Consider the following 26,234-nt stretch of genomic DNA (forward strand, 5'->3'; position numbering starts at 1 on the left):
CGTGACAATCCGGCCTATCGATGGCGGAGAAGCGCGCCGGAAGGGCAGGTTGTCAACGGCCCCCTTGCCGCAGGATCTCGCGTCCGAGCCGTTCCAGAGCGGTCTTCAGCGGGCCGTCGGGTTGGTCGGCCAGCCCCTCGGCCAGCGCCTGCTCGGCGGCGGCGTCCAGGGGCGGCTTGGTCCGCTTGCGGCCGGCCATGGGCCGGGCGGCCAGGCCAGGGCCGCGGATGGGCCCCTGGACGATGCGCAGCTTGGTCACCTCGCCCTCGCCCAGCTTCATGGAGGCGCGGGCCAGGATATCGGGCGCCTGGTGCTGGACGATAGCTGCGGCCGGCCCGGCGACCCGCAACTCAAGGATCGAACCTGTCCGGGTCTTGACCAGCTTCACCGGCTCGGTGTGCCGGGCCAGGGTCTCGCCGACGATCTCGCGCCAATTGGTTTGAAGCGCCCCGGCCCCCTGGCCGAATTTGGCCTCCAGGCTCTTGAGCAGCGGGCCCAGCGAGCGGGCCGCGGCGGGCGGCGGGCGCGGGGTCGGCTTGGTCCGGCGGCGGGCCAGGATTTCGGCGACTTCGCTGGGGTCGGGCAGGGGACGGCGCATGGCGTTGAGTTGTATAGCCCAGCCGATGAGCGACGTCGCCGCCCTCCGCGCCCGGCTGCTGGCCTGGTACGACGAAAACGCCCGGGCCCTGCCCTGGCGGGTCCCGCCGCACAGCGGGCGGCGGGCCGACCCCTATTTCGTCTGGCTGTCGGAGGTGATGCTGCAGCAGACCACCGTGCCGCACGCCACGCCCTATTTCCTGACCTTCACCAGCCGCTGGCCGACGGTCAGCGCCCTGGCCGCCGCGCCCGACGCCGACGTCATGGCCGCCTGGGCGGGGCTGGGCTACTACGCCCGGGCCCGCAACCTGCTGGCCTGCGCCAGGGCGGTCGCGGCCGATCATGGCGGCGTCGTTCCCGACACGGAGGAGGGCCTGCGGGCATTGCCGGGGGTGGGCGCCTACACCGCCGCGGCCGTCGCCGCCATCGCCTTCGACCGACCGGCCAATGTGGTCGACGGCAATGTCGAGCGGGTCATGGCCCGGCTCTATGCGGTCGAAACGCCGCTCCCGGAGGCCAAGCCGGAGCTGAAGGCCCTGGCCGCCCGCCTGGTCGCCGACGACCGCCCCGGCGACTGGGCCCAGGCGCTGATGGACCTGGGCGCCACGGTCTGCCGGCCCAAGTCGCCGCTCTGCACGATCTGTCCGTTGCTGGCCGACTGCGCCGCCTGCTCGGACGCCTATCCCAAGAAGTCCCCCAAAGCCGACCGCCCCCGCCGCCACGGCGTCGCCTGGCTGCTGACGAAAGGCGGCAAGGTCGCCTTGGTTCGGCGCCCACCGAAGGGCTTGCTGGGCGGCATGCTGGCCCTACCCACGACCGACTGGCGCGCTATGCCCTGGACCGATGCCGAGGCGCTAGCGGTGGCGCCGGTGTCAGCCGCTTGGAAGGGCGCCGGCTCCATCGAGCACGTCTTCACCCACTTCGCCCTGACCTTGCGAGTCATGCGGGCGGAGAGTGATGCCCCAGATGTCGAATGGACGGATCGTTCGGGCCTAGAGGCAATGCCGAGCGTATTCCTGAAGGCCGCTCGGGTGGGTCTCGGCCTATAGGGAAGATTGTCCACGAACCACACGAACCACACGAACGGGCCCGCGCTGACCTGAGCCCCACCCCGAAGGGCTTGTTTCCAGGGGCCTTCGGCCAATTGGTCACGGGTTAGCGCCGCAGGTTCGTGTGGTTCGTGTGGTTCGTGGACAAATTCCTTCGGACTTGGCTGCGAACGACTAAGCCGCCATCTCCGCCCGCACCTTGGCCCGCAGCACATCGATCGGCGCCAGGCCCTTGTCGGTCTTGAAGTGCCAGTAGGTCCAGCCGTTGCAGGCCGGCTGGGACTGGACCATGGCGCCGATCTTGTGGATCGAGCCGGTCAGGTCGCCGACCACCAGGCTGCCGTCGGCCCGCACCTTGGCGGCGCGCTGGCCCTTGGGGTCGTAGAGCATGTCGCCGGGGGTCAGGAGGCCCGCCTCGACGATCTGGCCGAAGGGGACGCGCGGCTCCGAGCGCTTGGAGCCCATGACGTCCAGGTCGGCCAGCGGCACGGGGATGACCTTGGCGATGCGCTGGCGGGCCAGTTCGACATATTCCGCCTCGCGCTCGATGCCGATGAAGCGGCGGCCCAGCCGCTTGGCGGCCGCGCCGGTGGTGCCGACCCCGAAGAAGGGATCCAGGATCACGTCGCCCGGCCGGGTCGAGGAGAGGATCACCCGGTGCAGCAGCGCCTCGGGCTTCTGGGTCGGGTGGGCCTTGTCGCCGGACCCGTTCTTGATGCGCTCCTCGCCCGTGCACAGCGGCAGGGTCCAGTCCGAACGCATCTGCACCTCGTCATTGGCCATCTTCATGGCGTCGTAGTTGAAGGTGTAGCGGCGGGCGCCCCGACCCTTGCTGGCCCAGATCAGGGTCTCATGGGCGTTGGTGAAGCGGGTGCCCTTGAAGTTGGGCATGGGGTTGGCCTTGCGCCAGACCACGTCGTTGAGGATCCAGAAGCCCAGGTCCTGCAGGATGGTCCCGACCCGGAAGATGTTGTGATAGCTGCCGATCACCCACAGGGCGCCGTCGTCCTTGAGGACGCGCTGGCATTCGCTGAGCCATTCACGGCTGAACTTGTCGTAGGCCGCGAAGCTCTCGAACTGGTCCCAGTGGTCGTCGACCGCGTCGACCTTGGAATTGTCCGGCCGCAGCAGGTCGCCGCCCAACTGCAGATTATAGGGCGGGTCGGCGAAGACCAGGTCGACGGACTTGTCGGGCATGGCCCGCAGCGCCTCGATGCATTCGCCGTGAATGATGGTTTCCGCCGCACTCGACATCAAAAGCCCCTAACCTCAAATCGGTCCGGGATTCTGGAGTCTGCATGGTGAAGGGGCCGTTAGGAATCGTGGTTACGCAAAGCCTAACGCCCGTGCGGCTGGTGGCGGTCGCCCTGATCTGCCTGCTCACCGCTACGGCCGCCGCCCAGCCGCGGCCGCCGGTCTCGAAAGCCTATGACCCGGCGACCTGCTGGACCGGTCCCATCCCGGCCTCGTGGTCCGAGCGGCGCCGCATCGTCCATCTGGCGGTCTGCGAGTGGTCGAAGTTCAACTATCCCACCGTGCTGATCGCGCCGGCGGGGCAGGGCGCCGAGGCCCGCCTTCCCGGCGAACTGGGTCTGGACCCGGCGCTGGCGACGGCTGTTCCACCCGTCTATCCGCTGTTCAAGGGCGTGGCCCCGGCTGTCGAGCGCCAGATCCGCTTCGGCTATGCCGAGGACGACCCGGCCGTCTATGACCGCATCCGCGCCTATTGGGAGCTGACCGATCCGGACTATGCCGGCCGCATCGCCCAGGTCCGCCGCTTCGCCGACCGCCAGCTGCCGCTGGGCCGGGGCGAGAGCGCCGGCGGCTATTATCCGGGCTGGTGGACCGCCTGGTCGGGCGCCTTCATCTCCTGGACCCTGCGCAAGGCCGGCGCCGCCTGGTTCGAACCCAGCCCCTACCACACCGGCTACCTGCGCCGCGCCGCCCAACGCCGACCTGGGTCGTTGGTCCTGATCGACGCCTACCGCCCCGCCGCCGGCGACCTGATCTGTTTCCCCAGGCCCGGTGTCGCGGCGGCCAACGACATGCCCACGCCCAAAGCCTTCCGCGACCGGCTGCTGTCGACGACGACCGACTTCCCCGCCCATTGCGACATCGTCGTGCGGGTCGGCCGGCGCTACGTGACCTCGATCGGCGGCAACACCCGCAACGCCGTCACCGCCACCCTGACCCCGCTCGACCGCCAGGGCCGCCTGACCCGCAGCAACGTCCGGCCCTGGGCTTTGGCGTTGCGCGTCGAAGGCCCGCCGGACCCCTGCGCCAGGATCGAGGCCGTGCCGACGGCGGATTGGAAAGATCAGGCGGCCGCGCGGCGGCGGGGATTGGCCAGGACGGGTTGCCCGGGCTGACCCCGACCATCCCAGCGAGCCAATTTGTCGCGGCCGGGATTAGCGAACCTGTTACCCCAAATACCCACTGTTCGGCCTGCGATGGGGAAGAATTCCTTCTAATGACGCTGCCGGAAAAAGCCGTCGCCGCCGGTGGAGCGGGAGAGGGCGCGCGGGCAATCGGCGCGGGCCGCTGGGACGGCGCGCCGCGCGCCGTATCCTTCGCCCGGCGGATGGACGAGGCCGCCGCCGCCATCCATCCCGTCACCCCGGTCAAGATGGTCCTGGGCCTGCTGGGCGGGCTGATGGGCCTGTTTCTGCTGCCCTGGCAGGCCAGCGCGGCCTGGGTCGCCGGCAATCTGGGTCTGGAGGTGTGGGGTTGGTTCGCCACCCGCATCCAGGCTCGCAGACAGCCCATAGGCTGGCGAACGCGCGCGAACTTCCTGGCCAACTACGGCGCCACCAACCTGTGGTGGCTGACCCTCAGCCTGATGTTCTGGGCGACGGGAACCCCGGCGGGCGAGGCGACAGGCCTGGCCATGCTGATCGCCGTCGGCCTGGTCTGCGTGCTGCTCTACTACAACGCTCCGGTCGTCTTCCTGGCGGCGGGCATCCTGCCGGCCGGCGCCAGCCTCAGCCTGATGGTCATCGCCCAGGGCGGCGACTGGCGCCAGCTGGCGCCGGTGTGGATGGCCCTGGGTCTCAGCGCCATCTTCAACCTGGGCCGCGCGCTCGAGACCCCCTCGGTGCAGCAGGCGCAGCGGCGGCTGAACGCCAACCTGAACAGCTACCAGGTGCTGGCCGAGAACGTCACCGACATCATCGTCCGCTGCGACATGGAGGGCCGTCACCAGTATGTTTCGCCGGCCAGCCTGTCGGTGCTGGGCTACGATCCCGAAACCCTGATCGGCATGCAGCGGATGGACTTCATCCACCCCGACGATCACGCCCAGGTGGCGGCCGGAGTTGGCCGGATGCTGGCCGATCACCGCCGCTCCGAGGCCTTCACCCTGCGGGTCCGTCACCGCGAAGGCCACTGGCTCTGGCTGCAGTGCAACGCCAAGCTGGTCTGCGAGGACGGCGTCCCGGTCGGCGTCATCGACATCAGCCGCGACGTCACCGGCAAGGTGGCCGCCGACGCCGCCCTGCTGGAGGCCAAGGCCGAGGCGGAATCGGCCAACCAGGCCAAGGCCGAGTTCCTGGCCAATGTCAGCCACGAGATCCGCACCCCGATGAACGGCGTGCTGGGCGCCCTGACCCTGCTGGAGCGGGAGACCATCTCGCTGGAAGGGCGCGAACTGATGCGCCAGGCCCAGGACTGCGGCCGCATGCTCTCCCAGCTGCTCAACGACGTCCTCGACTTCTCCAAGATCGAGGCCGGCCAGCTAGACCTGGTCCCCGAGCCGACCGACCCCGCCGAGGCCCTGCGCGCCGTCGTCGGGCTGCTCGAGGGCCAGGCGCGGGCCAAGGGCGTGGCCCTCACCTGCGATATCCAGGGCGAGGGGCTGTGGATCGCGGTCGATCCGGTGCGCCTGCGCCAGGCGATGTTCAACCTGCTGGGCAACGCGGTGAAATTCACGTCCCGTGGCCATGTCGCCGCCCGGCTGGCCGTGTCGGATGAGAGCGGCCGCCGCCATGTCCGGCTGGAGGTCGAGGACACCGGCATCGGCATGAGCGCGCAGGCGCAGAGCCACCTCTTCGAGCGCTTCCGCCAGGGCGAGAGCGACACCGCCCGCCGGTTCGGCGGCGCGGGCCTGGGGCTTTCGATCACCCAGGCCTTGGCGCAAATGATGGGCGGCGAGATCGGTTTCACCAGCCGCGAAGGCCAGGGCTCGACCTTCTGGCTGGACTTCGACGCCCCGGCCGCCGACCAGGTCGCCGCCCCGGCGATGGGCGAGGACCTGCTGGAGGGGCTGACCCTGCTGCTGGTCGACGACAACGCCACCAACCGCCTGATGGCCCGGACCCTGCTGACCCGCCTGGGCGCCCGCATCCACGAGGCCGAGGACGGTGCGTCGGCCTTGGACGCCGCGCGAAACGGTGTCTTTGACCTGATCCTGATGGACATCCAGATGCCGCGCATGGACGGCGTCGAGGCCACCCGGGCCATCCGCGCCCTGCCGGGCGAGGCGGCCCGCACCCCGATCATCGGCCTGACCGCCAATGTCATGGTTCACCAGAAGGCCCAGTATCTGGCGGCCGGCATGGACGGCGTGGTCGCCAAGCCCATCGCCCCGGCCGCCCTGCTCGCCGAGATCGCCCGGCTCATCGCGGGTGAGGACGAGCGGCTGGCGGGGTGATCACCAGAGCCCGACCATGCTCCCCAGCTTCTCGACCGCCCGCCAGACGATGTGGCCGCTCAGCACCAGCACCCCGGCGCTGGTCGCCGCGATCAGATAGCCGATCAGGGTCAAGAGGCCATCGCGCTGGACCAGGCTGAGCGACAGCGCCGCCACCGCCGCGGCTGGCAGCATATTTCCCAATGGAATCGGCAGGATCAGCACCGCCGCCAGCAGAGTGCAGACCGCGCCGATGGCGATGTCGCCCGCCCGGCCGAACATGAATCCCAGCCTGGGTTCGGTCAGCCGCTCGACCCGCTCGATCCAGGGTATGGCCCGCCGGCAGGCGGACGCCAGCGTGCGGGCCTCGATGGTGCGCCGCGTCAGGAAGCGGGGAATCCAGGGCTTGCGCGAGCCCAGGGCCAGTTGCGGCGCGGCGATCAGCAGCGGCATCCCCAGCACCGTCGTGCTGCCCGGCGGCAGGGGCAGCAGGTTGGGGATGGCGAAGACGAACAGCACCGCTCCGAAGGCCCGCGGCCCGAAATGATCGATGATTTCGCCCAGGCTGATCGGTCCGTCGCGGTCCTCGGCCAGGTCGGCCAGCATGGCCGACAGATGCAGCGCCTCGGTCGGCATCAGGCCGGCGTCTCCAGCAGGGCGCGCAGGGGCGCCCAGCTCAGGCGATGAATTTCGCACGGACCCAGTTCGCGGACCGCCTTCAGATGACCAGGCACGCCATAGCCCTTGTGAATGGCGAAGCCATAACCCGGAAACTGGCCATCCAGTTCGACCATCACCCGGTCGCGCGCCACCTTGGCCAGGATCGAGGCCGCTGCGATCGAGGCGCAGACCCCGTCGCCCCCGACCACCGTCTTGACCTCGCAGGGCAGGGCGAAGCGGTAATTGCCGTCAACCAGCGCATAGACGGGCTGGACGCTAAGGGCCTCCACCGCCCGGCGCATGGCCAAGCCCGCCGCGTGCAGGATGTTGAGCTGGGCGATTTCCTCGACGCTGGCGAAGCCGACCGCGAAGGCTATGGCCCTGGCCTTGATCTCGAACTCCAGATCCTCGCGCTGGGCGGCGGTGAGCTTCTTGGAATCGTTGAGGCCCTTGGGCAGGCGCCGGTGCGGATCGAGGATGACAGCGGCGGCGCTGACCGGTCCGGCCATCGGCCCGCGCCCGGCCTCGTCCACTCCGCAGACCGGAGTCGGACAGGCGCGTTCGAGCAGCAGGTGGGGGCCGGATTTCGCCATCAGCGCGCGGCCTTTCGCACCGCCTCGTGACGGAAGCAATGAGTCAAATGGTCGTTGACCATGCCCACGGCCTGCATCCAGGCATAGACGATCACCGGCCCGACGAACTTGAAGCCCTTGGCCTTCAGCGATTTGGAGAGCTCGACCGCCTCCGGTGTCTGGGCCGGCACCTGGCCGATCTGCGTCCAGCGGTTCTGGATCGGCGCGCCGCCGACATGGTCCCAGCAGAATTTGCTGAAGTCCTCGCCGCGGTCGCGCATGGCCAGATAGATTTTCGCCCCGCCGATCGCCGCGTCGATCTTGGCGTTGGAGCGCACGATGCCGGCGTCGGCCATCAGCCGGGCGCGGTCGGCCTCGCCATAGAGGGCGATCTTCTCGGGGTCGAAACCCTCAAAGGCGGCCCGGAAGGCCTCGCGCTTTCTGAGGATGGTGATCCAGGCGAGGCCCGCCTGGAAGCCGTCCAGCACCAGCTTCTCCCAGAGCGCCCGGCTGTCGTACTCCGGAACGCCCCATTCGTTATCGTGATAGGCCTCGTAGAGCGGGTCGCCCGCCATGCCGCGCCAGCCGCAGCGATTCGGATCCTGGGTCATGCCCGATCATAGCCGGCAGGGCCGTCCGCCGGCTCTTCACAAATGCGGCCAGCGCCAACAACGCGAGCAGGGGCGCGGCGTAGCAGGCCGCGCAATGGGGCAAGACCGCCGGGTTCTCGCCGCAGATCGTTCCGCCCATCCGGGTCACATGCGCAATGGCCACGCCCATCGCCGCCACGGCGCCGCTCAGGGCCGAGGCGGACAGCGCCAGCCAGGCCTCGCGCACCGATTTGTCGTCCTGGAACATCCGCATCGCCGACCCTGTCCTTCCTAGGCTGCGACATCCTGCGTCATCGGTTTTTGGCCTGCCTTGATCTGGCGCAAGGCCCGCCCTCCCGCACTGCGGCATTGAGGCGGCCTGTTCGAGGCGTGGGCCGGAGAATCATGACGCAGCCAGCTATCAACCCGCCGGATAGCGCCCCCTGGGGCGCCCAGGCCCTCTATGTCTTCACCGGGATCGGGGCGTTCGTCGCCTTTCTGATGAGCGCCCTGACCCAGGACCCGCTGTTCCGGTTCTCCAGCCTCATCTTCCTGACCGCCTTCCTGCTGGCCGCCGGGGTAATGACCGTCGGCATCGCCAACGGCCGCTTCCGCTACGATCCAAACCGCTACGAGGACGGGGTGATCCGGGCCGGGGTGATCGCCACCCTGTTCTGGGCCATCGCCGGCCTGGCGGCGGGGGCGCTGATCGCCGCCCAGCTGGCCTGGCCGCGGCTGTTCTATTTCCCCGAGGCCGGCTGGCTGAATTTCGGACGCTTGCGGCCCCTCCACACCTCGGGGGTCATCTTCGCGTTCGGCGGCAACGCCCTGATCGCCACCTCGTTCTGGGTCGTCCAGCGCACCTGCAAGGCGCGGCTGTTCGGCGGCATCCTGCCCTGGTTCGTGTTCTGGGGTTACCAGCTGTTCCTGGTCCTGGCGGCCACCGGCTACCTGGCCGGCATCACCCAGTCCCGCGAATACGCCGAACCGGAATGGTATGTGGACCTGTGGCTGACCATCGTCTGGGTCGCCTACCTGCTGGTCTTCCTGGGCACGCTCTGGAAGCGCAAGGAACCCCACATCTACGTGGCCAACTGGTTCTACCTGGCCTTCATCGTCACCATCGCCGTCCTGCACCTGGTCAACAACGCGGCCCTGCCGGTCGGCCTGCTCAATCACCGCAGCTACTCGGCCTATGCCGGGGTCCAGGACGCCCTGGTGCAGTGGTGGTACGGCCACAACGCCGTCGGCTTCTTCCTGACCGCCGGCTTCCTGGGGATGATGTATTATTTCGTGCCCAAGCGGGTCGAACGGCCGGTCTACAGCTACCGCCTGTCGATCGTGCACTTCTGGTCGCTGATCTTCATCTACATCTGGGCCGGCCCGCACCACCTGCACTACACGGCCCTGCCGCAATGGGCCCAGACCCTGGGGGCCACCTTCTCGATCATGCTGTGGATGCCCAGCTGGGGCGGCATGATCAACGGCCTGATGACCCTGTCGGGGGCCTGGGACAAGCTGCGCACCGACGCGGTGGTCCGCATGATGGTCGTGGCGCTCGCCTTCTACGGCATGTCGACCTTCGAGGGTCCGCTGATGTCGATCCGCGAGGTCAACGCCCTTTCCCACTACACCGACTGGACCATCGGCCACGTGCATTCCGGCGCCCTGGGCTGGGTCGGCTTCATCAGCTTCGCGGCCGTCTACTGCATGGTCCCGTGGCTGTGGAAGAAGAAGGGCCTCTGGTCCGACCGCCTGGTCGAATGGCACTTCTGGATCGCGACCACCGGCATCCTGCTCTACATCGCCGCGATGTGGGTCTCCGGCATCATGGAGGGCCTGATGTGGCGCGAGTACACGCCGCAGGGCTTCCTGGCCAACAGCTTCGTCGAGACCGTCTCGGCCAAGCATATCGAGAACGTCATCCGCCTGGTCGGGGGTCTCATGTACCTCTCGGGCGCGGCGATCATGTCCTACAACATCTGGCGGACCATCCGCATGCCGAGCGCCCAGACGCTCGCCGCGCCGACCGCCCCCGTCCTGATCGCGGCCGAGTAGGGGGGCCGATCCATGTGGAAAAAACACAAGCTGCTGGAGCGCAACTCGCTCCTCCTGGTCCTGGGTATCGTCATCGTCGTCTCGATCGGCGGCCTGATCGAGATCTCGCCGCTATTCTATCTGGAGAGCACCATCGAGAAGGTGCAGGGCATGCGGCCCTACACCCCGCTCGAACTGGCCGGACGCGACGTCTACATCCGCGAGGGCTGCTATCTCTGCCACTCGCAGATGATCCGCCCACTGCGCGACGAGGCCGAACGCTACGGTCATTACAGCCTCGCCGCCGAGAGCATGTATGACCACCCCTTCCAGTGGGGTTCCAAGCGGACAGGCCCGGACCTGGCCCGGGTCGGCGGCAAGTATTCCGACAGCTGGCACAAGGATCACCTGGTCGATCCCCGCGCCGTGGTGCCGGAATCGGTGATGCCGCCCTACCGCTTCCTGGCGGAAAAGAACCTCGACACCCGCGACATCCAGGCCAAGCTGGCGGCGTTGACCCGGGTGGGGGTGCCCTACACCCAGGCCGATATCGATAACGCCCAGGCCGATCTGCGGGCCCAGGCCGATCCCTTCGACATGGGCGGCGGCGCTCTGAAGAAGCGCTACGGGGCCAAGGTCGCCCAGCGCGACTTCGACGGCGATCCCGAGCGGTTGACCGAGATGGACGCCCTGATCGCCTATCTCCAGATGCTGGGCACGCTGGTCGACTTCAAGACCTACCAGGCCCAGGACCCGGAGAACCAGCGATGAGCGGCCTCACCTACGAGACGGTCGCCCGCTTCGCCCAGCAGGGCGGGACCCTCTACTTCGGCGTCCTGTTCATGGGCGGCCTGATCTACGGCCTGTGGCCCCGCCACAAGGAAACCTTCAACCGCATGGCCTCGCTGCCGCTAGAGACCGACGAGGACGACCATGTCCAATCCTGAGAACAACGCTCCGGAACGCGACGAGCACACCGGCGTCGACACCACCGGCCACGTCTGGGACGGCATCAAGGAGCTGGACAATCCTCTGCCCCGCTGGTGGCTGTGGATCTTCTACGGCAGCATCGTCGTGGCCATCGTCTACTGGGTCCTGATGCCCGCCTGGCCCGGCCTGCACGGCTACACCAAGGGCCTGCTGGGCGCATCCGATCGGGTGAACGTCACCCGCCAGCTGGCCGAGCTCAACCAGGTCCGCGGCGCCGAGGCGGCCCGGCTCAAGTCGGTGTCGCTCGAACAGATCGAGCGCGATCCGACCCTGCAGGCCTACGCCCTGGCCCAGGGCCAGTCGATCTTCGGCGACAACTGCGCCACCTGCCACGGCGTCGGCGGGACCGGCTCCAAGGGCTATCCCAACCTGCGCGACGACGTGTGGCTGTGGGGCGGCACGCTGGAGGACATCCGCCACACCATCGAGGTGGGGGTGCGCTCCGAGAACCCGGCGGCCCGCTTGTCGCAAATGCCCGCCTTCGGCCGCGACGGCATGCTGACCTCGGCCCAGGTCGACGACCTGACCGAATACGTGGTCAGGATTTCCGGCCGGAAGGCCAACGCCGCCGCCGTCGCCCGCGGCGCCCAGACCTATGCCGAACAATGCGTCGCCTGCCACGGCCCGCAGGGGTTGGGCGACAAGGCGCTGGGCGCGCCCAACCTAACCGACCGCGACTGGCTGTACGGCTCCGAGCGGGCCGACATCCGCGGTCAGATCTGGAACGGCCGGGGCGGGGTCATGCCCACCTGGGGCAAGCGTTTCGACCCCGAAACCATCAAGGCCCTGGCGGTCTACATCCACGCCAACGCGGCCGGTCAGTAGAGGGTCCCATGACCGTCGTCATCAGTCGTCGCGAGGGCCCGCCGGTCTCCGCGGCGGCGCGCGCCAAGGGCAAGGGTGGGGGCGGCGGCGGCCTCTACAAGCCCCGCCTGCCCATCTATCCCAAGCTGGCCCATGGCCGCTGGCGGACGATCAAATGGGCGCTGCTGATCGTCACCCTGGGCATCTACTACGTCACCCCCTGGATCCGCTGGGAGCGCCCCGGCGCCCTGCCGGACCAGGCGGTGCTGGTCGATTTCGCGGGCGGCCGCTTCTACCTGTTCAGCCTGCAGCTCTGGCCGCAGGAGGTGTATTTCATCACCGGCCTCTTGGTCATGGCGGCCCTGGCCCTGTTCCTGGTCACCGCCCTGTTCGGCCGGCTGTGGTGCGGCTACGCCTGCCCGCAGACGGTGTGGACCGACCTCTTCATCCATATCGAGCGCCTGTTCGAAGGCGACCGCAACGCCCGTATGCGGCTGGACGCGGCGCCCTGGTCCTTCGACAAGGCCTGGCGGAAAGTCGGCAAGCATCTGACCTGGCTGGTCATCGGGTTTTCGACCGGCGGGGCCTGGATCTTCTATTTCCACGACGCCCCGACCCTGATCCGCAGCTTCTGGATCGGCCAGGCGCCGGCGACGGCCTATATCTTCTGCGTCCTCTTGACCTTCACCACCTACATCTTCGCCGGCACGATGCGCGAGCAGGTCTGCATCTACATGTGCCCCTGGCCGCGCATCCAGGGCGCCATGCTCGACAATCACAGCCTGCAGGTCACCTATCGCCGCGACCGGGGCGAGGCGCGCGGACCGCACAAGAAGGGCGAGAGCTGGGAGGGCCGGGGCGACTGCATCGACTGCAACCAGTGCGTCGTCGTCTGCCCCATGGGCATCGACATCCGCGACGGCTCCCAGCTGGAATGCATCAACTGCGGCCTGTGCATCGACGCCTGCGACGAGATCATGGTCAAGATGGATCGGCCCCAGGGCCTGATCGCCTATGACACCGACGCCGCGGTGCTGCAGCGCGAGGCCAAGGTGAGGTCGACCTATCACCCGGTGCGGCCACGCACCGTCTATTACGCCGTCGCCCTGGTCTTCGTGTCCGGCCTGATGCTCTACGGCCTGGCCCATCGCAAGTCGGTGGACCTGCATGTGCTGCGCGACCGCAATCCGCTGTTCGTCACCCTGCACGACGGGGCCATCCGCAATGGCTACACCCTGAAGATCGCCAACCGCGGCTTCACCGACGAGACGGTCCGCATCGGCTTCTCAGGACCCGCCGGCGCGCGGCTGAAGACGCCCGGCCAGCCGACCGCCAGCGACGCCCTGGTCGCCAGGATCCCGGCCAACCAGATCCGCGCCGTGCGGGTGTTCGTCACCGCCCCGCCGGCCGCGCTCGGCGCCCCCTCGACCCCGGCCCGCTTCACGGTCCAGATGGGCCAGGGCCGGGCCGAGGCCGTCACCAGCTTCCTCTCCGGAGCCTCGAACGCCCGATGACCCAGTCGCTGTCCCAACCTGGTTTCCGCATCAAGGGCTGGCATGTGCTGGCCGGCGTCGTCGCCTTTTTCATGGTGGTGATCGCGGTCGACGCCGGCTTCCTGGTCATGGCCTACAGGACCTATCCCGGCCAGGTGTCCCGCACGCCCTACGAGGACGGGACCGCCTACAACAACAAGCTCGCCCAGCTGGCGGCCCAGGCCAAGCTGGGCTGGACGGTGGCGGCGGGCGTGGCTCCTGACGGCCAGCTGCTGGTCCAGGTCCGCGACCGCGCCGGGGCCCCGGTCAGCGGCCTCACGGGCCAAGCAAGGTTGGAGCGGCCGGCCACCGAGGCGGGCCGCATCACGCCGCGCTTCCGCGAGGCGGCGCCGGGCGACTACCTGGCCAGTCCGGGCCGGCTGATCGGCGCCTGGGACCTCACCGTCGCCCTCACCGACAAGGCCGGCCACCGCTTCGAGGCCGAGCGGAGGCTGACTTGGCCCTGACCTATGACGCCGCCGCCGGCCTGGCGACCCAGGACCGCCCCGGCGGCCGGCTGGAACTGCTGGTCAAGGGCGCCCGCTGCGCCGCCTGCCTCGGCAAGATCGAGCGCGAGATCGCCGCCGTCCCCGGCGTCGAGGCCGCCCGCCTCAACCTGACCACCGGCAAGCTCACCGTCGCCACGGGCGTCCGGGCCCCGAGCCTGGCCGATCTGATCGAGCGCCTCGAGGCCCTCGGCTATCCGGCCGCCCCTTACGATCCGGGCGAGGCGGCCATCGCCGCCGACCGCGAGGGCCGGCGGCTGATCCTGGCCCTGGGCGTCGCCGCCTTCGGGGCCGGCAACGCCATGATGTTCTCGGTGCCGCTGTGGGCCGGCCTGTTCGGCCAGGAGCTGGGCGAGAGCACCCGCACCTTCATGCAGTGGGCCAGCGGCCTGATCGGCGCCCCCTGCGCCCTCTATGCCGGCATGCCCTTCTTCCAGTCGGCCTGGCGCTCGCTGCGCAAGGGCCGGGCGAACATGGACGTGCCGATCTCCATCGGCGTGCTGCTGACCCTGGCCATCAGCTTCTTCGAGGCCGCCATCCACGGCCGCGACACCTATTTCGACGCCGCCGTCTCGCTGCTGTTGCTGCTGCTGGTCGGCCGCTACCTCGACCATCGCCTGCGCAGCCGGGCCCGCGGCGCGGCCGCCGACCTGCTGGCCCTGCAATCTCCCCTGGCCACCTTGCTCGGCGCCGACGGTGAGCGCCGCGTGCCGGTCGGCGAGATCGGAGTCGGGGACGAACTGCTGGTGCGGCCGGGCGAACGCCTGCCCGTCGACGGCGTCGTCGAGAGCGGCGTGTCGAGCTTCGACAACGCCCTGCTGACGGGCGAGACCGCGCCCCAGCCGGTCAAGGCCGGCGATGTCGCCCATGCCGGCGCGTTGAACCTCACCGGCGCCCTGCGCCTGCGCGCCACGGCGGCCAGCGCCGATTCCGCCGTCGCCGCCATCGCCCGGCTGGTCGAGGCCGGCGCCCAGACCCGCTCGCGCTATGTCCGCCTCGCCGACAAGGCCGCGGCCCTCTATGTGCCCGTCGTCCACAGCCTGGCGGCGGCCACCTTCATCGGCGGCTGGATACTGGGCCTGGGGCCGCTGGAGGCCCTGCTGCGGGCGGTGGCGGTGCTGATCATCACCTGTCCCTGCGCCCTGGGCCTGGCCGTGCCGGCCGTGCAGATCACCGCCTCCTCGCGCCTGTTCCGCCAGGGCGTGCTGGTCAAGTCCGGCGCGGCGCTGGAGCGCCTGGCCGAGATCGACCATGTGGTGTTCGACAAGACCGGGGTGCTGACCCTGGGCCGTCCCAGCCTGGAGGGCGCCGATCCGCGGGACGTGGCCCTGGCCGCCCCTCTGGCCCGCGCCTCGTCCCATCCGCTGGCCCGCGCCCTGGCCGCCGCCGGCCCCGACCGCCCGATGGCCCAGGATACGGTCGAGACCGCCGGCCAGGGGATCGAGGGCCGCATCGACGGCCGCCGCGCCCGTCTGGGCCGGGCCGAGTTCGCCGGCGTCGAGGGCGTCGCCTCGGGCGAGACCGAACTGTGGTTCGCCCTGGAAGACCGCGAGCCCGTCCGCTTCACCTTCCGCGACAGCCTGCGTCCGGACGCCCGCCAGTCGCTCGAAGCCCTGTGGGCGCGGCGGATCACCGTCGAAATCCTCTCGGGTGACCTGCCCGGCCCCGTCGCCGAGGCCGCCGGCGCCCTGGGCCTGAAGGCCTGGGCCGCCGCCCTGACCCCGGCCGGCAAGGCCGCCGCCGTGCGCCAGCGCCAGGCGGGCGGGCGCAAGGTGCTGATGGTCGGGGACGGCCTCAACGACGCCGCCGCCCTGGCCGGGGCCCATGCCGCCATGGCCCCCGGCACGGCGCTCGACGCCAGCCAGAACGCCGCCGACCTGGTGTTCTCGGGCGAGAGCCTGGGCGCCGTGGTGCTGGCCATCGACGTCGCCCGCGCCGCCCGCCGCCGGGCCCTGGAGAATTTCGGCTTCTCGGCCCTCTACAACCTGGTCGCCGGGCCGATGGCCATGCTGGGCCTGGTCAATCCGTTCGTGGCGGCCCTGGCGATGTCGGGATCCTCGCTGATTGTCACCCTGAACGCCCTGCGGATGAACACGGCGGGAGGCCGCAAATGAACATCATCTTCCTGCTCGCGCCCTTCTCCATCCTGCTGGCCCTGATCGGCCTGGCCGGCTTCTGGTGGGCGGTGCGCAACGGCCAGTATGACGACCCCGCGGGCGACGCCAGCCGCATCCTGCTGGACGACGCGCAGGACGTTCCGGAGCCACCGTTGTGACCGCCCAACCTGCCCAGACCGCCGCTCCGTCCCCCGCCGAGCTCGTCGCCCGCTACGATGGCCGCGCGCCGCGCTACACCAGCTATCCGACGGCGGTGCAGTTCACCCCGGCGGTGACGCCGGCCGTCTATCGCGACTGGCTGGCGGCGCTGCCGGTCGATGAAGCCGTCTCGGTCTATGTGCACATCCCCTTCTGCACCCGGCTCTGCTGGTTCTGCGGCTGCAACACCCGGGCGGTGAACCGCCACGAGCCGGTCAGCGCCTATCTGGGCCGGCTGGTCGAGGAACTGGCTCTGCTGGAAGCGGCCCTGCCCGGCCGCATGACGCTGAACGGCCTGCACCTGGGCGGGGGCACGCCCAACACCCTGTCGCGCGACGACCTCAACGACCTGTTCCGGGCCCTGCGCCACGTCTTCCGCTTCACGCCAAATCCGCGCATCGCCGCCGAGCTGGATCCCGCCGGCCTGACCCGGGACTGGGTCCGCGCCGCCGCCTTTCATGGCCTCAACCGGGCCAGCCTGGGCGTGCAGAACCTCTCGCCGCAGGTGCAGGCGGCGGTCAATCGTCGCGAAAGCTTCGAGGAGATCGCCAACTGCGTCGCCTGGCTGCGCGAGGCCGAGGTCCAGTCGATCAACCTCGACCTGATGTATGGCCTGCCCCACCAGACCCTGGCCAACACCCTGGACACCGTGGGCCAGGTGGTCAGCCTGCGGCCCGAGCGGATAGCCCTGTTCGGCTATGCTCACGTGCCCTGGATGAAGTCCCACCAGCAGCTGATCGACACCGCGGCCCTGCCCGGTCCCGACGCGCGGCTGGAGCAGGCCGAGGTCGCCGCCGAGCGGCTGGTCGGCGAGGGTTATGTCCGCATCGGCCTCGACCATTTCGCCCTGCCGGGCGACGAACTGGCCCGGGCCCAGGCCGAGGGCCGGCTGCGGCGCAACTTCCAGGGCTATACCGACGATCCGCCCCAGACCCTGATTGGACTGGGCGCCTCGGCCATCGGCTCGCTGCCGCAGGGTTTCGTGCAGAACGCCCACCAGGAACTGGCCTGGACCAAGGCGGTGGGCCAGGGACAGCTGCCGGTGGCGCGCGGCGTCGCCCTCACAGACGATGACCGTTTCCGCTCCGACGTGATCAAGCGGCTGATGTGCGACCTCTTCGTCGACCTGGCCGCCGTCTGCGCCCGCCATGGCCGCGATCCGTCCGAGCTGTCCGCCGAGCGCGCCGCCCTGGCGCCCTTCGAGGCCGACGGCCTGGTCCGCCAGAGCGGCGACCGCATCGAGGTCACCGAGGCCGGCCGGCCGCTGATCCGCTCGGTCTGCGCCCTGTTCGACCGCTATTTCGAACCCGAGGGCGGGCGGCACTCCAAGGCGCTCTGATTGTTCTCAGGGGAAGGCGCGGGTCATCCGGATTCGGGAAGGATCGTCGCCGGCCGCGCGCTTGAAGCCCGCCGCTTCCGCCAGGCCCAGCATCCGGGCGTTGTCGCGGTCGGTATCGCCCCACATCTCCTTGAGGCCCCGGCCGGCGGCGTAGTCCAGCAGGGCGCCCAGCAGCTGGCTACCCAGACCCCGGCCGCTCCAGTCGCTGCGCACCATCAGGGCGAACTCGGCCCGCAGCGCTTCAGGGTCGGCGGCCAGCCTGGCGACGCCGGCGATGGCGCCGTCGGGCAGTTCGGCGACCAGGGCCATCTCGCGGTCGTAGTCGATATGGGCCAGCCGCTCGGCCCAGCTGTCCGGCAGGCCATGCAGCCCGGCGCGGAAGCGCAGCCGCACGTCTTCGGCCGAACTCTTCGCCACCATCTCGGTCAGGCGCGGCGCGTCCTGCGGGCGGATGGGGCGGACGGTCATCGCGATTCCCTGGACGACCATCTGGCGGTCCAGGCCCTCGGGATAGGGGCCGATGGCCGGCCGCGAAGCCGGTCCGGGTTTGGCGAGCCGCACGCGGGCGTCCAGGGCCAGCACCCCGTCCGCGTCGGCCAGCAGCGGGTTGATGTCCAGTTCGGCGACCTCGGGCAGGTCGATGGCCAGCTGGGAGAGGGCGGTCAGCACCCGGCCCAGGGCGGCGCGGTCGGCCGGCGGCCGGTCGCGATAGCCGGCCAGCCGTTTGGCGACCCGGGTGCGGCCGATCAGGTCGTCGGCCAGCACCTCGTCCAGCGGGGCCAGGCCCACGGCCCGGTCGGCCTCCAGCTCCACCGCGATACCGCCCCGGCCGAACAGCACCACCGGCCCGAACACCGCGTCCTGGGTCAGGCCGACGATCAGCTCCTCGGCCCTCGGCCGGACCGCCATGGCCTCGACGATGAAGCCTTCCAGGCGGGCTTCGGGCTTTTGAGCGCCAATGCTCTCCAGCATGTGCGCCGCCGCCGCCTCGACGGCCGCCGCGCCGGTCAGGCCCAGCATCACGCCGCCGATGTCCGACTTGTGGCTGATGTCGGGCGACAGGATCTTCAGCGCCACCGGCCCACCCAAGGCCTCGGCGACGGCGCCGGCGGCCTTGGGCGTCGGGGCCTCCCGGCTCTCGATGACCGGAATGGCGTAGGCGGCCAGCAGGGCCCGGGCCTCCGGGTCGGTCAGCCGGTCGCGGCCGGTGGCCATCGCCGCCTCGACCAGGGCCCGGGCGGCGGCCTTGTCGGCCTGAGGGGCCCCGGCGGAGGGCGCGCGCAGCAGCTGGCGCTGGCTGGCGCGGTGGGCGGCCAGGTGCTGGAAGGCCAGCACCGCCTCCTCCGGAGTCTCATGGGCCGGGATGCCGGCCGCGGCCAGCACCCGCCGGCCTTCCGCGGCCGAGGGATCGCCCAGCCAGCAGCTCAGCACCGGCCTGGAGCGGCCCGCCACGGTCTCGACCACCGCCCGGGCCGCGGCCGTGCTGTCGGCCACGGCGGTGGGGCAGTTCATCACCAGCACCGCGTCGGCCTCGGGTTCTTCCAGCAGCACTTCCAGCGCGGCGCGGTAGCGGTCCGGCTGGGCGTCGCCGATGATGTCGATGGGGTTGCCCAGCCCCGCCGTGGGCGGCAGCACCGCCGCCAGCCGCTTGCGGCCGGCCTCGGAAATCGTCGCCAGCCGACCCCCGGCCGCCTCCAGCGCGTCGGCGGCCATCACGCCCGCCCCGCCGCCGTTGGTCAGGATGGCCAGCCGCTCGCCCTCGATCCGCAGGCCGGCGGTCAGGGTGGCGACGGCGTCGAACAGCTCCCTCAGCCCGGTGACCCGCAGCATCCCCGCCCGGCGGAAGGCGGCGTCATAGACCGCGTCCGAACCGGCCAGGGCGCCAGTATGCGAGAAGGCCGCCCGCGCGCCCGCGGCCCCGCGCCCCGCCTTGATGACCACCACCGGCTTGCTGCGCGCGGCGATGCGGCCGGCGGTCATGAACTTGCGGGCGTCATGGATGCTCTCGACATAGAGCAGGATGGCGTGGGTCCGCGGGTCGAGGGCCAGATAGTCCAGCATGTCGCCGAAATCGACATCGGCCTGGTCGCCTAGGCTGACCACATGCGAGAAGCCGAAACCGCGCGGCGCCGCCCAGTCCAGGGCGGCCGTGGTGATCGCCCCCGACTGCGAGACCAGGGCCAGCCCGCCCGCCGCCGGGGTCAGCTGGGCGAAGCTGGCGTTGACGCCCCGCCCCGGCGAGATGAAGCCCAGGCAGTTGGGCCCGACGATGCGCAGCAGGTGTGGCCGGGCGGCGTCCAGCAGTTTTTGCCGCAAGCCATGCTCGCCGGCGTCGAACCCCGCCGAGATGACCACCGCCGCACGGCAGCCCCGCGCCCCGAGCTCGGCGATCAGGTCCGGGACTCCCGCCGCCGGGATGGCGATCACCGCCAGATCCGGGGCGATGGGCAGGTCCGCGATGGAGGGATAGGCCAGGGTCGAGCGGATCGAGGCCGCATGCGGATTGACCGCCATGACCGGGCCTTGGAAGCCGGTCTCCAGCAGATTACGCGCCAGCACGGCGCCGACCGAGCCTTCGTGATTGCTGGCCCCGATCAGGGCGATCGACCTGGGTTCGAACAGGGCGTCCAGGTTTCGGGTGGTCATGGTCTCAGATGGCCCATGCTCAAGAGAGGGGGGCGAACTTCTCGCGCAGGGCCTGGTCGACCTGGCCCAGCAGGGTCTCGCCGACCGCCTTGGTCATGCCCGGAACCACGCTGCCCAGATGCAGGTGGCCGCGCACGTCCAGGCCGGTGACGGCGGCGACGTGGCGGTCGAAGGTCTGCTCCAGCGAGCCCAGGGCGCCGGTCGCCTCGACCCAGTCTTCCGGCGCGCCGGAAGTCGAGACGCTCATCAGGCTGCGGCCGATCAGCAGGCCGGCCGTGCCGCCCAGCGCCGGTCGATAGCCGAAGCCCAGGCTGAACACCCGGTCGACATAGCCCTTGAGGATGGCCGGCGGGGCGTTGAACCAGAAGGGATAGATGAAGATGAAGCTGTCGCAGCGGGCCAGCTTGGCCCGCTCGGCGACGACATCGGCGCGGGGCGCGTGGCCGCGCGTGGTCGGAAGTTCTTCGGCGCGCAGGCAGGGGTCGAAGCCGATGGCGTAGAGGTCGCGAGTCACCACGCTGTGCCCCATCGATTTCAGGGTCTTGGCGCAGGTCCGGGCGACGGCGCCGCAGAAGCTGGCGCGGCGGGGATGGGCGAGAATGACGGCGTGCCGCATGGATCGAACTCCGCGTGGGCAGGGTGAGCGCCTTTCTACGCCAACCGGCGTTTTTGCGAATTGATCTCGATCACGGCCCCCGGAATGGGGAGGGGGCATCACTGCGTTCGATGACGCAGAACCCGACCTTCAGCCCCACCGCTCCCGGCGTGCTCCGGGCCCGGCCGCTCGCCTTCGACACCTTCCGCGAGAATGTCGTGGTCCTGGCCCGCGACAGTCAGGTTCTGCGGCCCGAACGCCTGCGCGGCGCGCGCAAGGTCGAACTGCGGGCCGGCGGCGTGACCCTGCAGGCCTCGACCATGATCGGCGATGCGGGCCTGGTGGCCGCCGACGAGGTCGGCCTGCCACAGCCCCTGTTCCGCCGCCTGGGCGTGGCGGCCGGTGATGTGGTCCAGCTCAGCCCGGCCCGGCCGCCGGAAAGCCTGGCCGCCATCCGGGCCAAGCTGTCGGGCGCCAGCCTGGGCGCGACCGAGTTCGCCGCCGTGGCCCGCGATCTCGCCGCCCATCGCTGGTCGGACATGGAGGTCGCCGCCTTCCTGGTCGCCTGCGCGGCCTTCATGTCGCCGGAGGAGACCCTGGACCTGACCCGAGGGATGATCGCGGCGGGATCGCGCCTCGACTGGGGCGCCAGAAAAGAGGGGGGCGACCGCCTGGTCGTCGACAAGCACTGCATCGGCGGCATCCCGGGCAACCGCACCTCGCTGATCGTCGTGCCCATCGTCGCCGCCCACGGCCTGACCATGCCCAAGACCTCCTCGCGCGCCATCACCTCGCCGGCCGGCACGGCCGACACCATGGAGGTCCTGGCCCGGGTCGACCTGACCGAGGCCGAGATGCGCCGGGTGGTCGATAGCTGCGGCGGCTGTGTCGTCTGGGGCGGCCGGGTCAACCTGTCGCCGGCCGACGATGTGCTGATCTCGGTCGAGCGCCCGCTGTCGATCGACACGCCCGAGCAGATGGTCGCCTCCATCCTTTCCAAGAAGGTCGCCGCCGGGGTCGGCCGGCTGGTCATCGACCTGCCGATCGGCCCCTCCGCCAAGGTCCGCGACGAGCGCGCCGCCCTGCGGCTGCGCAAGCTGTTCGAATTCGTCGCAGCCCGGCTGGGCCTTGCCATCGAGGTGGTGACCACCGACGGCGCTCAGCCGATCGGCCGGGGCGTTGGCCCAGTGCTCGAGGCCCGCGACGTGCGGGCGGTGCTGGCCGGCGACCCGGCGGCGCCGGCCGACCTGCGCGAGAAGGCCATCCGGCTGGCCGGCCGGGTGCTGGAGGCCGACCCGGCCCTGCCGGGCGGGCGGGGCGAGGCCCGGGCCCGCGAGCTGCTGGCCGGCGGCGCGGCCAGGGCCCGGATGGAGGCCATCATCGAGGCGCAAGGGCCCTCGCCGATCCCCGGCCGGCTGGGCGACCGGGCCCACGAGGTCTGCGCCGAGCGCGACGGGCCGGTCACCGCCATCGACTGCCTGCGCATCGCCAACATCGCCCGCCTGGCCGGCGCGCCGACCGATGCGGGGGCGGGCGTCGACCTGCTCAAGCGGGTGGGCGAGACCGCGCGGCGCGGCGAGCCGCTCTATCGCATCCACGGCTCGGACGCCTGCGACTTCGGCTTCGCCGTCGAGGCCGCCGGGGTCGACAGCGGCTATCGGGTGGCGAAATGAGCGGCCTTTCCGTCCTGGCCTTCCCGGAAGACCGCGCCGCCGCCCAAAGGCTGGCCGACGCCCTGTCGGCCCCGCTCGCCGTGCTGGACGTCCATGTCTTTCCCGATGGGGAAACCCTGCCGACCGTCCCGGCCGGGCTGGCGTCCACCGTCATCCTCTATCGCCGCCTGGACCATCCAGACCGCCGGCTGATCCCGTTGCTGCTGGCCGCGGACGCCGCGCGCCGGGCCGGGGCCCGGCGCCTGGTGCTGGTCGCGCCCTATCTTCCCTATCTGCGCCAGGACACGGTCTTCGCGCCCGGCCAGCCGGTCAGCCGCGACGCGATCGGCCAGGTGCTGGGCGGCGCCTTCGACCGCATCGTCACGGTGAACGCCCATCTGCACCGCACCCGCGACCTGGCCGAGGTGTTCGGCCACCCGGTCGACAATCTCGACGTCGCCAGCCCGCTGGCCCGGCGGCTGGCCGGCGGCGCCGCGCCGCTGGTCGTCGGCCCGGACATCGAGTCGGCGCCCTGGGTCCAGAGCGCGGCCAGGGCCGTCGGCGGCGAAGCGATGACCTTCCTCAAGACGCGCGAAGGCGATCGTGAGGTGACGCTCACCCTGGCCGAGCCGGAGCGGGTGCGCGGCTGCCGCGTGCTGCTGCTCGACGATATCTGCTCCACCGGGGCCACCCTGGAGGCCGCCATCCGCCAGCTGCTCGCCGCCGGCGCCGCCCGGGTCGATGTCGGCGTCATCCACGCCCTGTTCACCGGCCCGACCCTCGACCGGCTGGCCGCCGCCGGCGCGGCGCGCATCGCCTCCTCAGACTCCATTCCCCACCCTACCAACGCCCTGGAACTGGCCCCCAGCCTGGCCCTGGCGCTGCAAGACGAGGCCGCCCGATGATTCCCACCATCACCTTCCACGGCGCCGCCGGCTGCGTCACCGGCTTCTGCGCCGAGATCCGCACCGAGCGGTCGCGCGTCCTGGTCGACTGCGGCATGTTCCAGGGCTCCAAGACCCTCAAGGCGCTGAACTACCAGCCGTTTCCCTTCGACGCGTCGGAGATCGACGCGGTCCTGCTGACCCACGCCCATATCGACCATTCGGGCCTGCTGCCCAAGCTGATGCGGGCCGGCTTCACCGGACCGATCTACGCCACCGCCGCCACCAAGGCGCTGTGCGAGGTGATGCTGGAGGACGCCGGCGGCATCCAGGAGGGCGAGGTCCGCGAGCTCAATCGCCGCAACCAGCGGCGCGGCCGGCCGCTGGTCGAACCCATCTACACCGCCCGCGACGCCAAGCGCCTGATGCCACAGTTCCAGACCGTCAAGTTCGGCGAGGCCGCGACCATCGCGCCGGACCTGACCGCGATCTGGTGGCCCGCCGGCCATATCCTGGGCGCGGCCTCCATCGCCCTGGATATCGAGGGCGAGGAGGGACTGCTCAAGACCCTGTTCTCCGGCGACCTGGGCCCCGGCGGCACCGAGTTCGTCACCGAGCCCGAGAGCCCCTCCGGGCTGGACCATCTGATCATCGAATCCACCTACGGCGACCGCGACCGGATGGTGGTCGACCCCGCCGCCCGCCGCCGGGCCCTGGCGGCCGAGATGCGCGACGCCCATGCCGCCGGCGGGCCGCTGCTGATGCCGGCCTTCGCCGTCGAACGCAGCCAGGAACTGCTCAGCGACATCCTGGCGGTGATGGAAAGCGGCGAGGCGCCGGCCGGCGACGTCTTCCTCGACTCGCCCCTGGCCATCCGCGCCACCGAGGTGTTCCTCGACCGGGGCTGGAACAAGTCGTCGGGCCGCAACCCCTTCGAGGCGCTGCACCAGGCCGGCCGCCTGCGCTTCCTGGGCAAGCCGGCCGAGAGCGACGGCCTGGAGCGGCTGAAGGGCTGGCATGTGATCATGGCGGCCAGCGGCATGTGCGACGCCGGCCGTATCCGCAAACACCTCAAGCGGCTGCTCTGGCGGCGGGAGGCGACGGTGCTGCTGACCGGCTTCCAGGCGGTCGGAACCCTGGGCCGTCTGCTGGCCGAGGGCGCCGAGCGGGTCAGCATCCAGGGCGACGAGGTGCGGGTGCGCGCCCGCATCCGGATGCTGGATACGTATTCGGGCCATGCCGACGCCGGCGGCCTGGTCCGCTGGGCCCAGGCGCGCGAGCCGGTGGCCGGGACCGTCTTTATCGCCCATGGCGAGCCGAACGCCGCCCAGGGTCTGTCCGCCCGGCTGACGGCGGCGGGCTTCGCGCCGGACCGCCTGGCCATTCCGCGCCTGGACGAGACCTTCAAGCTGCGCCGCGCCGGCGCCGAGACCCAGCCCGCCGGACCGGCCCGCATCGACCCCGCGGCCACGGCCAGGCTGGACTGGCACAACGACCGCGCCCGCCTGCTGCTGGCCCTGAACGCGGCCCTGGACAGCGCGGCCGATGACGCGGCCCGCGAGGCGCTGCTTCAGCGGCTCCTGGAGGATCTGAAAAAATCTGCGCCCGTTGATCGAGATCAATCCGCTCCGGCCGGCGCCCAGGCATCCTGATCCTGCACCTTCCAAAGGGGAACCGTCATGGGAAAGTCCGTCGCCAGGCAGATCGCTCACAGCGTCGATGACGTGTTCGATGACGTCGTGCATCATCTGGGCCGGTTGACCCGCCATCTCGGCGAGAACACCGGTGATGCGATGTCGTCCACGGCCGTCACCATGGCCCGTTCAGCGATGGAGCTGGTCGAGGCCGCCAGGACCGAGAGCAAGGCCCTGACCGAGCGCACCGGCAAGGAAATTCGCGAGCATCCCGCCGCCACGGCCGCCATCGCCGCCGCCGCGGTCGCGGTGATCGGCCTGGCCATCGCCCAGCGGTCCCGGGCCGCCTGAAAGAGTTGTCGCCGGCCATCCCCCCGCACGCGGCCGGTGATACGCCCCGAGAAGCCCCCGCTTCTCGGGGCTTTTTCGTTCCAGAAGCCGCTTGCGCGAAATCAAGGCGGAGGGCGGCAGGTACGGTCAGGCTGATCCCGTCGCCTTCCGGAGCCCGCCATGCGCATCGTGATCACCCATATCGAACGGTTCGCCGTCTCGCCGCGCGATCACCGCCACCCGGCCGGCATGGTCGCCCTGGGGGCGCTGGTCGCCCTGGCCCTGTTCGCCCTGGTCGCGCCGTTCATCGAGACGCGGGGGCCCAGCGTGCTGGCGATGAGCCTGCTGGCGGGATCGGTCGCGGCCTTCATCTACGCGCTGGAAGGCGGGGTGTTCTGGAGCGCCCTGGTGTGGAGCCTGGCCACGGGGCTGGTCAGCGCCCGGCTGATCTTTGTCGACTTCTATGCCGCGCCCGATCCGGTCACGGTCATGCTGTTCGCCGCCACGGTGCAGGCCGGGGCCCTGCTGGTGCTGACCGCGCCGGTCTGGCTGGCCTCCTGGCGAGCCCGGCTGCCGGCCCTGGTCACCCTGCTGTCGCCGGCCGTGGTGATCTTCCTGATCTTCACCACCTTCACGGTCGAGCATCCGCGGGACTCGGCCATCCTGGTCGCCGTCGATCTGCTGGCCCTGCCGCTGGCGGTCCTGGCCCGCCGGATCGCCTTCCGCGAACGGCTGGCGGCGGCATGACCAGCCTGCACGCCATCCTGCCGCTCGTGGCGCTCGGCGCAATCCTGGCCTTCGTCGCGGCCTATGTGGGCGCAGCGATCTACCTGCGGCCCCGCCGCCGCCCGCGGCCCGGCCGGGCCGAGGACTGA

General features: G+C 70.8%; 26 protein-coding genes. 18 read left to right on the forward strand and 8 right to left on the reverse strand.

What is annotated here, in order from left to right; translation table 11 throughout:
• Window positions 1-52: 52 nt before the first annotated feature.
• Window positions 53-598 (reverse strand): DUF721 domain-containing protein, encoded by a 546-nt coding sequence (locus QO010_RS18675; protein WP_307351695.1) that lies wholly within the window; start codon window positions 596-598, stop codon window positions 53-55.
• 25 nt (window positions 599-623) lie between these two features.
• Here QO010_RS18675 and mutY point away from each other — a divergent pair, with 25 nt between their 5' ends.
• Window positions 624-1,646, forward strand: a complete 1,023-nt coding sequence (gene mutY / locus QO010_RS18680) for an A/G-specific adenine glycosylase (protein ID WP_307351696.1) — start codon at window positions 624-626, stop codon at window positions 1,644-1,646.
• Between the two features lie 174 nt (window positions 1,647-1,820).
• On the opposite strand, the gene QO010_RS18685 is transcribed toward mutY, so the two are convergent.
• Complete coding sequence (locus QO010_RS18685; protein WP_307351698.1) at window positions 1,821-2,900, reverse strand: site-specific DNA-methyltransferase; 1,080 nt, start codon at window positions 2,898-2,900, stop codon at window positions 1,821-1,823.
• Between the two features lie 92 nt (window positions 2,901-2,992).
• Between QO010_RS18685 and QO010_RS18690 the strand changes: the two genes are divergently transcribed.
• Window positions 2,993-4,015 carry a DUF2272 domain-containing protein gene (locus QO010_RS18690; RefSeq protein ID WP_307351700.1) on the forward strand — a complete coding sequence of 341 codons (1,023 nt, stop codon included), beginning with the start codon at window positions 2,993-2,995 and terminating at the stop codon, window positions 4,013-4,015.
• A 101-nt stretch (window positions 4,016-4,116) separates the two neighbouring features.
• On the forward strand, window positions 4,117-6,294 hold the full coding sequence (locus QO010_RS18695; RefSeq protein ID WP_307351702.1) for a hybrid sensor histidine kinase/response regulator: 2,178 nt from the start codon (window positions 4,117-4,119) through the stop codon (window positions 6,292-6,294).
• Here the strand turns inward: QO010_RS18695 and QO010_RS18700 are convergent, their stop codons facing one another.
• Genes QO010_RS18700 through QO010_RS18715 form a run of 4 tightly spaced genes read right to left on the reverse strand, consistent with a single transcriptional unit; the run spans window position 6,295 to window position 8,363 of the window.
• Window positions 6,295-6,909 carry an exopolysaccharide biosynthesis protein gene (locus tag QO010_RS18700; protein WP_307351704.1) on the reverse strand — a complete coding sequence of 205 codons (615 nt, stop codon included), beginning with the start codon at window positions 6,907-6,909 and terminating at the stop codon, window positions 6,295-6,297.
• Complete coding sequence (gene rnhB, locus QO010_RS18705) at window positions 6,909-7,526, reverse strand: ribonuclease HII (RefSeq protein ID WP_307351707.1); 618 nt, start codon at window positions 7,524-7,526, stop codon at window positions 6,909-6,911. The genes QO010_RS18700 and rnhB overlap by 1 nt, the downstream gene beginning before the upstream one ends.
• On the reverse strand, window positions 7,526-8,116 hold the full coding sequence (locus QO010_RS18710; RefSeq protein WP_307351709.1) for a DNA-3-methyladenine glycosylase I: 591 nt from the start codon (window positions 8,114-8,116) through the stop codon (window positions 7,526-7,528). Before QO010_RS18710 ends, rnhB begins: the two co-directional genes overlap by 1 nt.
• Complete coding sequence (locus QO010_RS18715; protein ID WP_307351711.1) at window positions 8,043-8,363, reverse strand: hypothetical protein; 321 nt, start codon at window positions 8,361-8,363, stop codon at window positions 8,043-8,045. Before QO010_RS18715 ends, QO010_RS18710 begins: the two co-directional genes overlap by 74 nt.
• A 137-nt stretch (window positions 8,364-8,500) precedes the next feature.
• Here QO010_RS18715 and ccoN point away from each other — a divergent pair, with 137 nt between their 5' ends.
• From ccoN to hemN, 9 genes are read left to right on the forward strand one after another with little or no spacing between them, the layout of a single operon-like run.
• A complete protein-coding gene (ccoN, locus tag QO010_RS18720) occupies window positions 8,501-10,153 on the forward strand; it encodes a cytochrome-c oxidase, cbb3-type subunit I (protein ID WP_307351712.1) in 1,653 nt (550 codons plus the stop codon).
• A 12-nt stretch (window positions 10,154-10,165) separates the two neighbouring features.
• Entirely contained in the window at window positions 10,166-10,903 is a 738-nt protein-coding gene (ccoO, locus tag QO010_RS18725; protein ID WP_307351713.1) for a cytochrome-c oxidase, cbb3-type subunit II, read from the forward strand.
• A complete protein-coding gene (locus QO010_RS18730) occupies window positions 10,900-11,079 on the forward strand; it encodes a cbb3-type cytochrome c oxidase subunit 3 (RefSeq protein WP_307351714.1) in 180 nt (59 codons plus the stop codon). Before ccoO ends, QO010_RS18730 begins: the two co-directional genes overlap by 4 nt.
• The gene (gene ccoP / locus QO010_RS18735; RefSeq protein WP_307351715.1) at window positions 11,066-11,947 is read left to right on the forward strand and encodes a cytochrome-c oxidase, cbb3-type subunit III; all 882 of its coding nucleotides are present in this window, start codon (window positions 11,066-11,068) and stop codon (window positions 11,945-11,947) included. The genes QO010_RS18730 and ccoP overlap by 14 nt, the downstream gene beginning before the upstream one ends.
• Window positions 11,948-11,955: 8 nt before the next feature.
• Entirely contained in the window at window positions 11,956-13,440 is a 1,485-nt protein-coding gene (gene ccoG, locus QO010_RS18740) for a cytochrome c oxidase accessory protein CcoG (RefSeq protein WP_307351716.1), read from the forward strand.
• Window positions 13,437-13,925, forward strand: coding sequence for a FixH family protein (locus QO010_RS18745; protein WP_307351717.1), 489 nt, complete (start codon window positions 13,437-13,439; stop codon window positions 13,923-13,925). The genes ccoG and QO010_RS18745 overlap by 4 nt, the downstream gene beginning before the upstream one ends.
• Complete coding sequence (locus QO010_RS18750; RefSeq protein ID WP_307351718.1) at window positions 13,916-16,078, forward strand: heavy metal translocating P-type ATPase; 2,163 nt, start codon at window positions 13,916-13,918, stop codon at window positions 16,076-16,078. The genes QO010_RS18745 and QO010_RS18750 overlap by 10 nt, the downstream gene beginning before the upstream one ends.
• Window positions 16,075-16,239: a cbb3-type cytochrome oxidase assembly protein CcoS gene (gene ccoS, locus QO010_RS18755; RefSeq protein ID WP_307351719.1), complete on the forward strand. Its 165-nt coding sequence runs from the start codon at window positions 16,075-16,077 to the stop codon at window positions 16,237-16,239. Before QO010_RS18750 ends, ccoS begins: the two co-directional genes overlap by 4 nt.
• Window positions 16,236-17,618, forward strand: a complete 1,383-nt coding sequence (hemN, locus tag QO010_RS18760) for an oxygen-independent coproporphyrinogen III oxidase (protein ID WP_307351720.1) — start codon at window positions 16,236-16,238, stop codon at window positions 17,616-17,618. The genes ccoS and hemN overlap by 4 nt, the downstream gene beginning before the upstream one ends.
• Window positions 17,619-17,624: 6 nt before the next feature.
• On the opposite strand, the gene QO010_RS18765 is transcribed toward hemN, so the two are convergent.
• The gene (locus QO010_RS18765; protein WP_307351722.1) at window positions 17,625-20,264 is read right to left on the reverse strand and encodes a bifunctional acetate--CoA ligase family protein/GNAT family N-acetyltransferase; all 2,640 of its coding nucleotides are present in this window, start codon (window positions 20,262-20,264) and stop codon (window positions 17,625-17,627) included.
• Between the two features lie 19 nt (window positions 20,265-20,283).
• A complete protein-coding gene (locus QO010_RS18770) occupies window positions 20,284-20,880 on the reverse strand; it encodes an NAD(P)H-dependent oxidoreductase (RefSeq protein ID WP_307351723.1) in 597 nt (198 codons plus the stop codon).
• A gap of 110 nt (window positions 20,881-20,990) precedes the next feature.
• Between QO010_RS18770 and QO010_RS18775 the strand changes: the two genes are divergently transcribed.
• From QO010_RS18775 to QO010_RS18800, 6 genes are all read left to right on the forward strand, one after another.
• Window positions 20,991-22,532, forward strand: a complete 1,542-nt coding sequence (locus QO010_RS18775; RefSeq protein ID WP_307351724.1) for a thymidine phosphorylase family protein — start codon at window positions 20,991-20,993, stop codon at window positions 22,530-22,532.
• A complete protein-coding gene (gene prs / locus QO010_RS18780; RefSeq protein WP_307351725.1) occupies window positions 22,529-23,416 on the forward strand; it encodes a ribose-phosphate diphosphokinase in 888 nt (295 codons plus the stop codon). Before QO010_RS18775 ends, prs begins: the two co-directional genes overlap by 4 nt.
• Window positions 23,413-25,047, forward strand: a complete 1,635-nt coding sequence (locus QO010_RS18785) for an MBL fold metallo-hydrolase (protein ID WP_307351726.1) — start codon at window positions 23,413-23,415, stop codon at window positions 25,045-25,047. The genes prs and QO010_RS18785 overlap by 4 nt, the downstream gene beginning before the upstream one ends.
• A gap of 27 nt (window positions 25,048-25,074) precedes the next feature.
• On the forward strand, window positions 25,075-25,380 hold the full coding sequence (locus tag QO010_RS18790) for a hypothetical protein (protein WP_307351727.1): 306 nt from the start codon (window positions 25,075-25,077) through the stop codon (window positions 25,378-25,380).
• 159 nt (window positions 25,381-25,539) lie between these two features.
• Complete coding sequence (locus QO010_RS18795) at window positions 25,540-26,106, forward strand: hypothetical protein (RefSeq protein ID WP_307351728.1); 567 nt, start codon at window positions 25,540-25,542, stop codon at window positions 26,104-26,106.
• Window positions 26,103-26,234, forward strand: a complete 132-nt coding sequence (locus QO010_RS18800) for a hypothetical protein (protein WP_307351729.1) — start codon at window positions 26,103-26,105, stop codon at window positions 26,232-26,234. The genes QO010_RS18795 and QO010_RS18800 overlap by 4 nt, the downstream gene beginning before the upstream one ends.

Origin of the sequence: Caulobacter ginsengisoli, from assembly GCF_030814835.1 — a bacterium.
In the GTDB taxonomy this organism is placed as follows: Bacteria; Pseudomonadota; Alphaproteobacteria; order Caulobacterales; family Caulobacteraceae; genus Caulobacter; species Caulobacter ginsengisoli.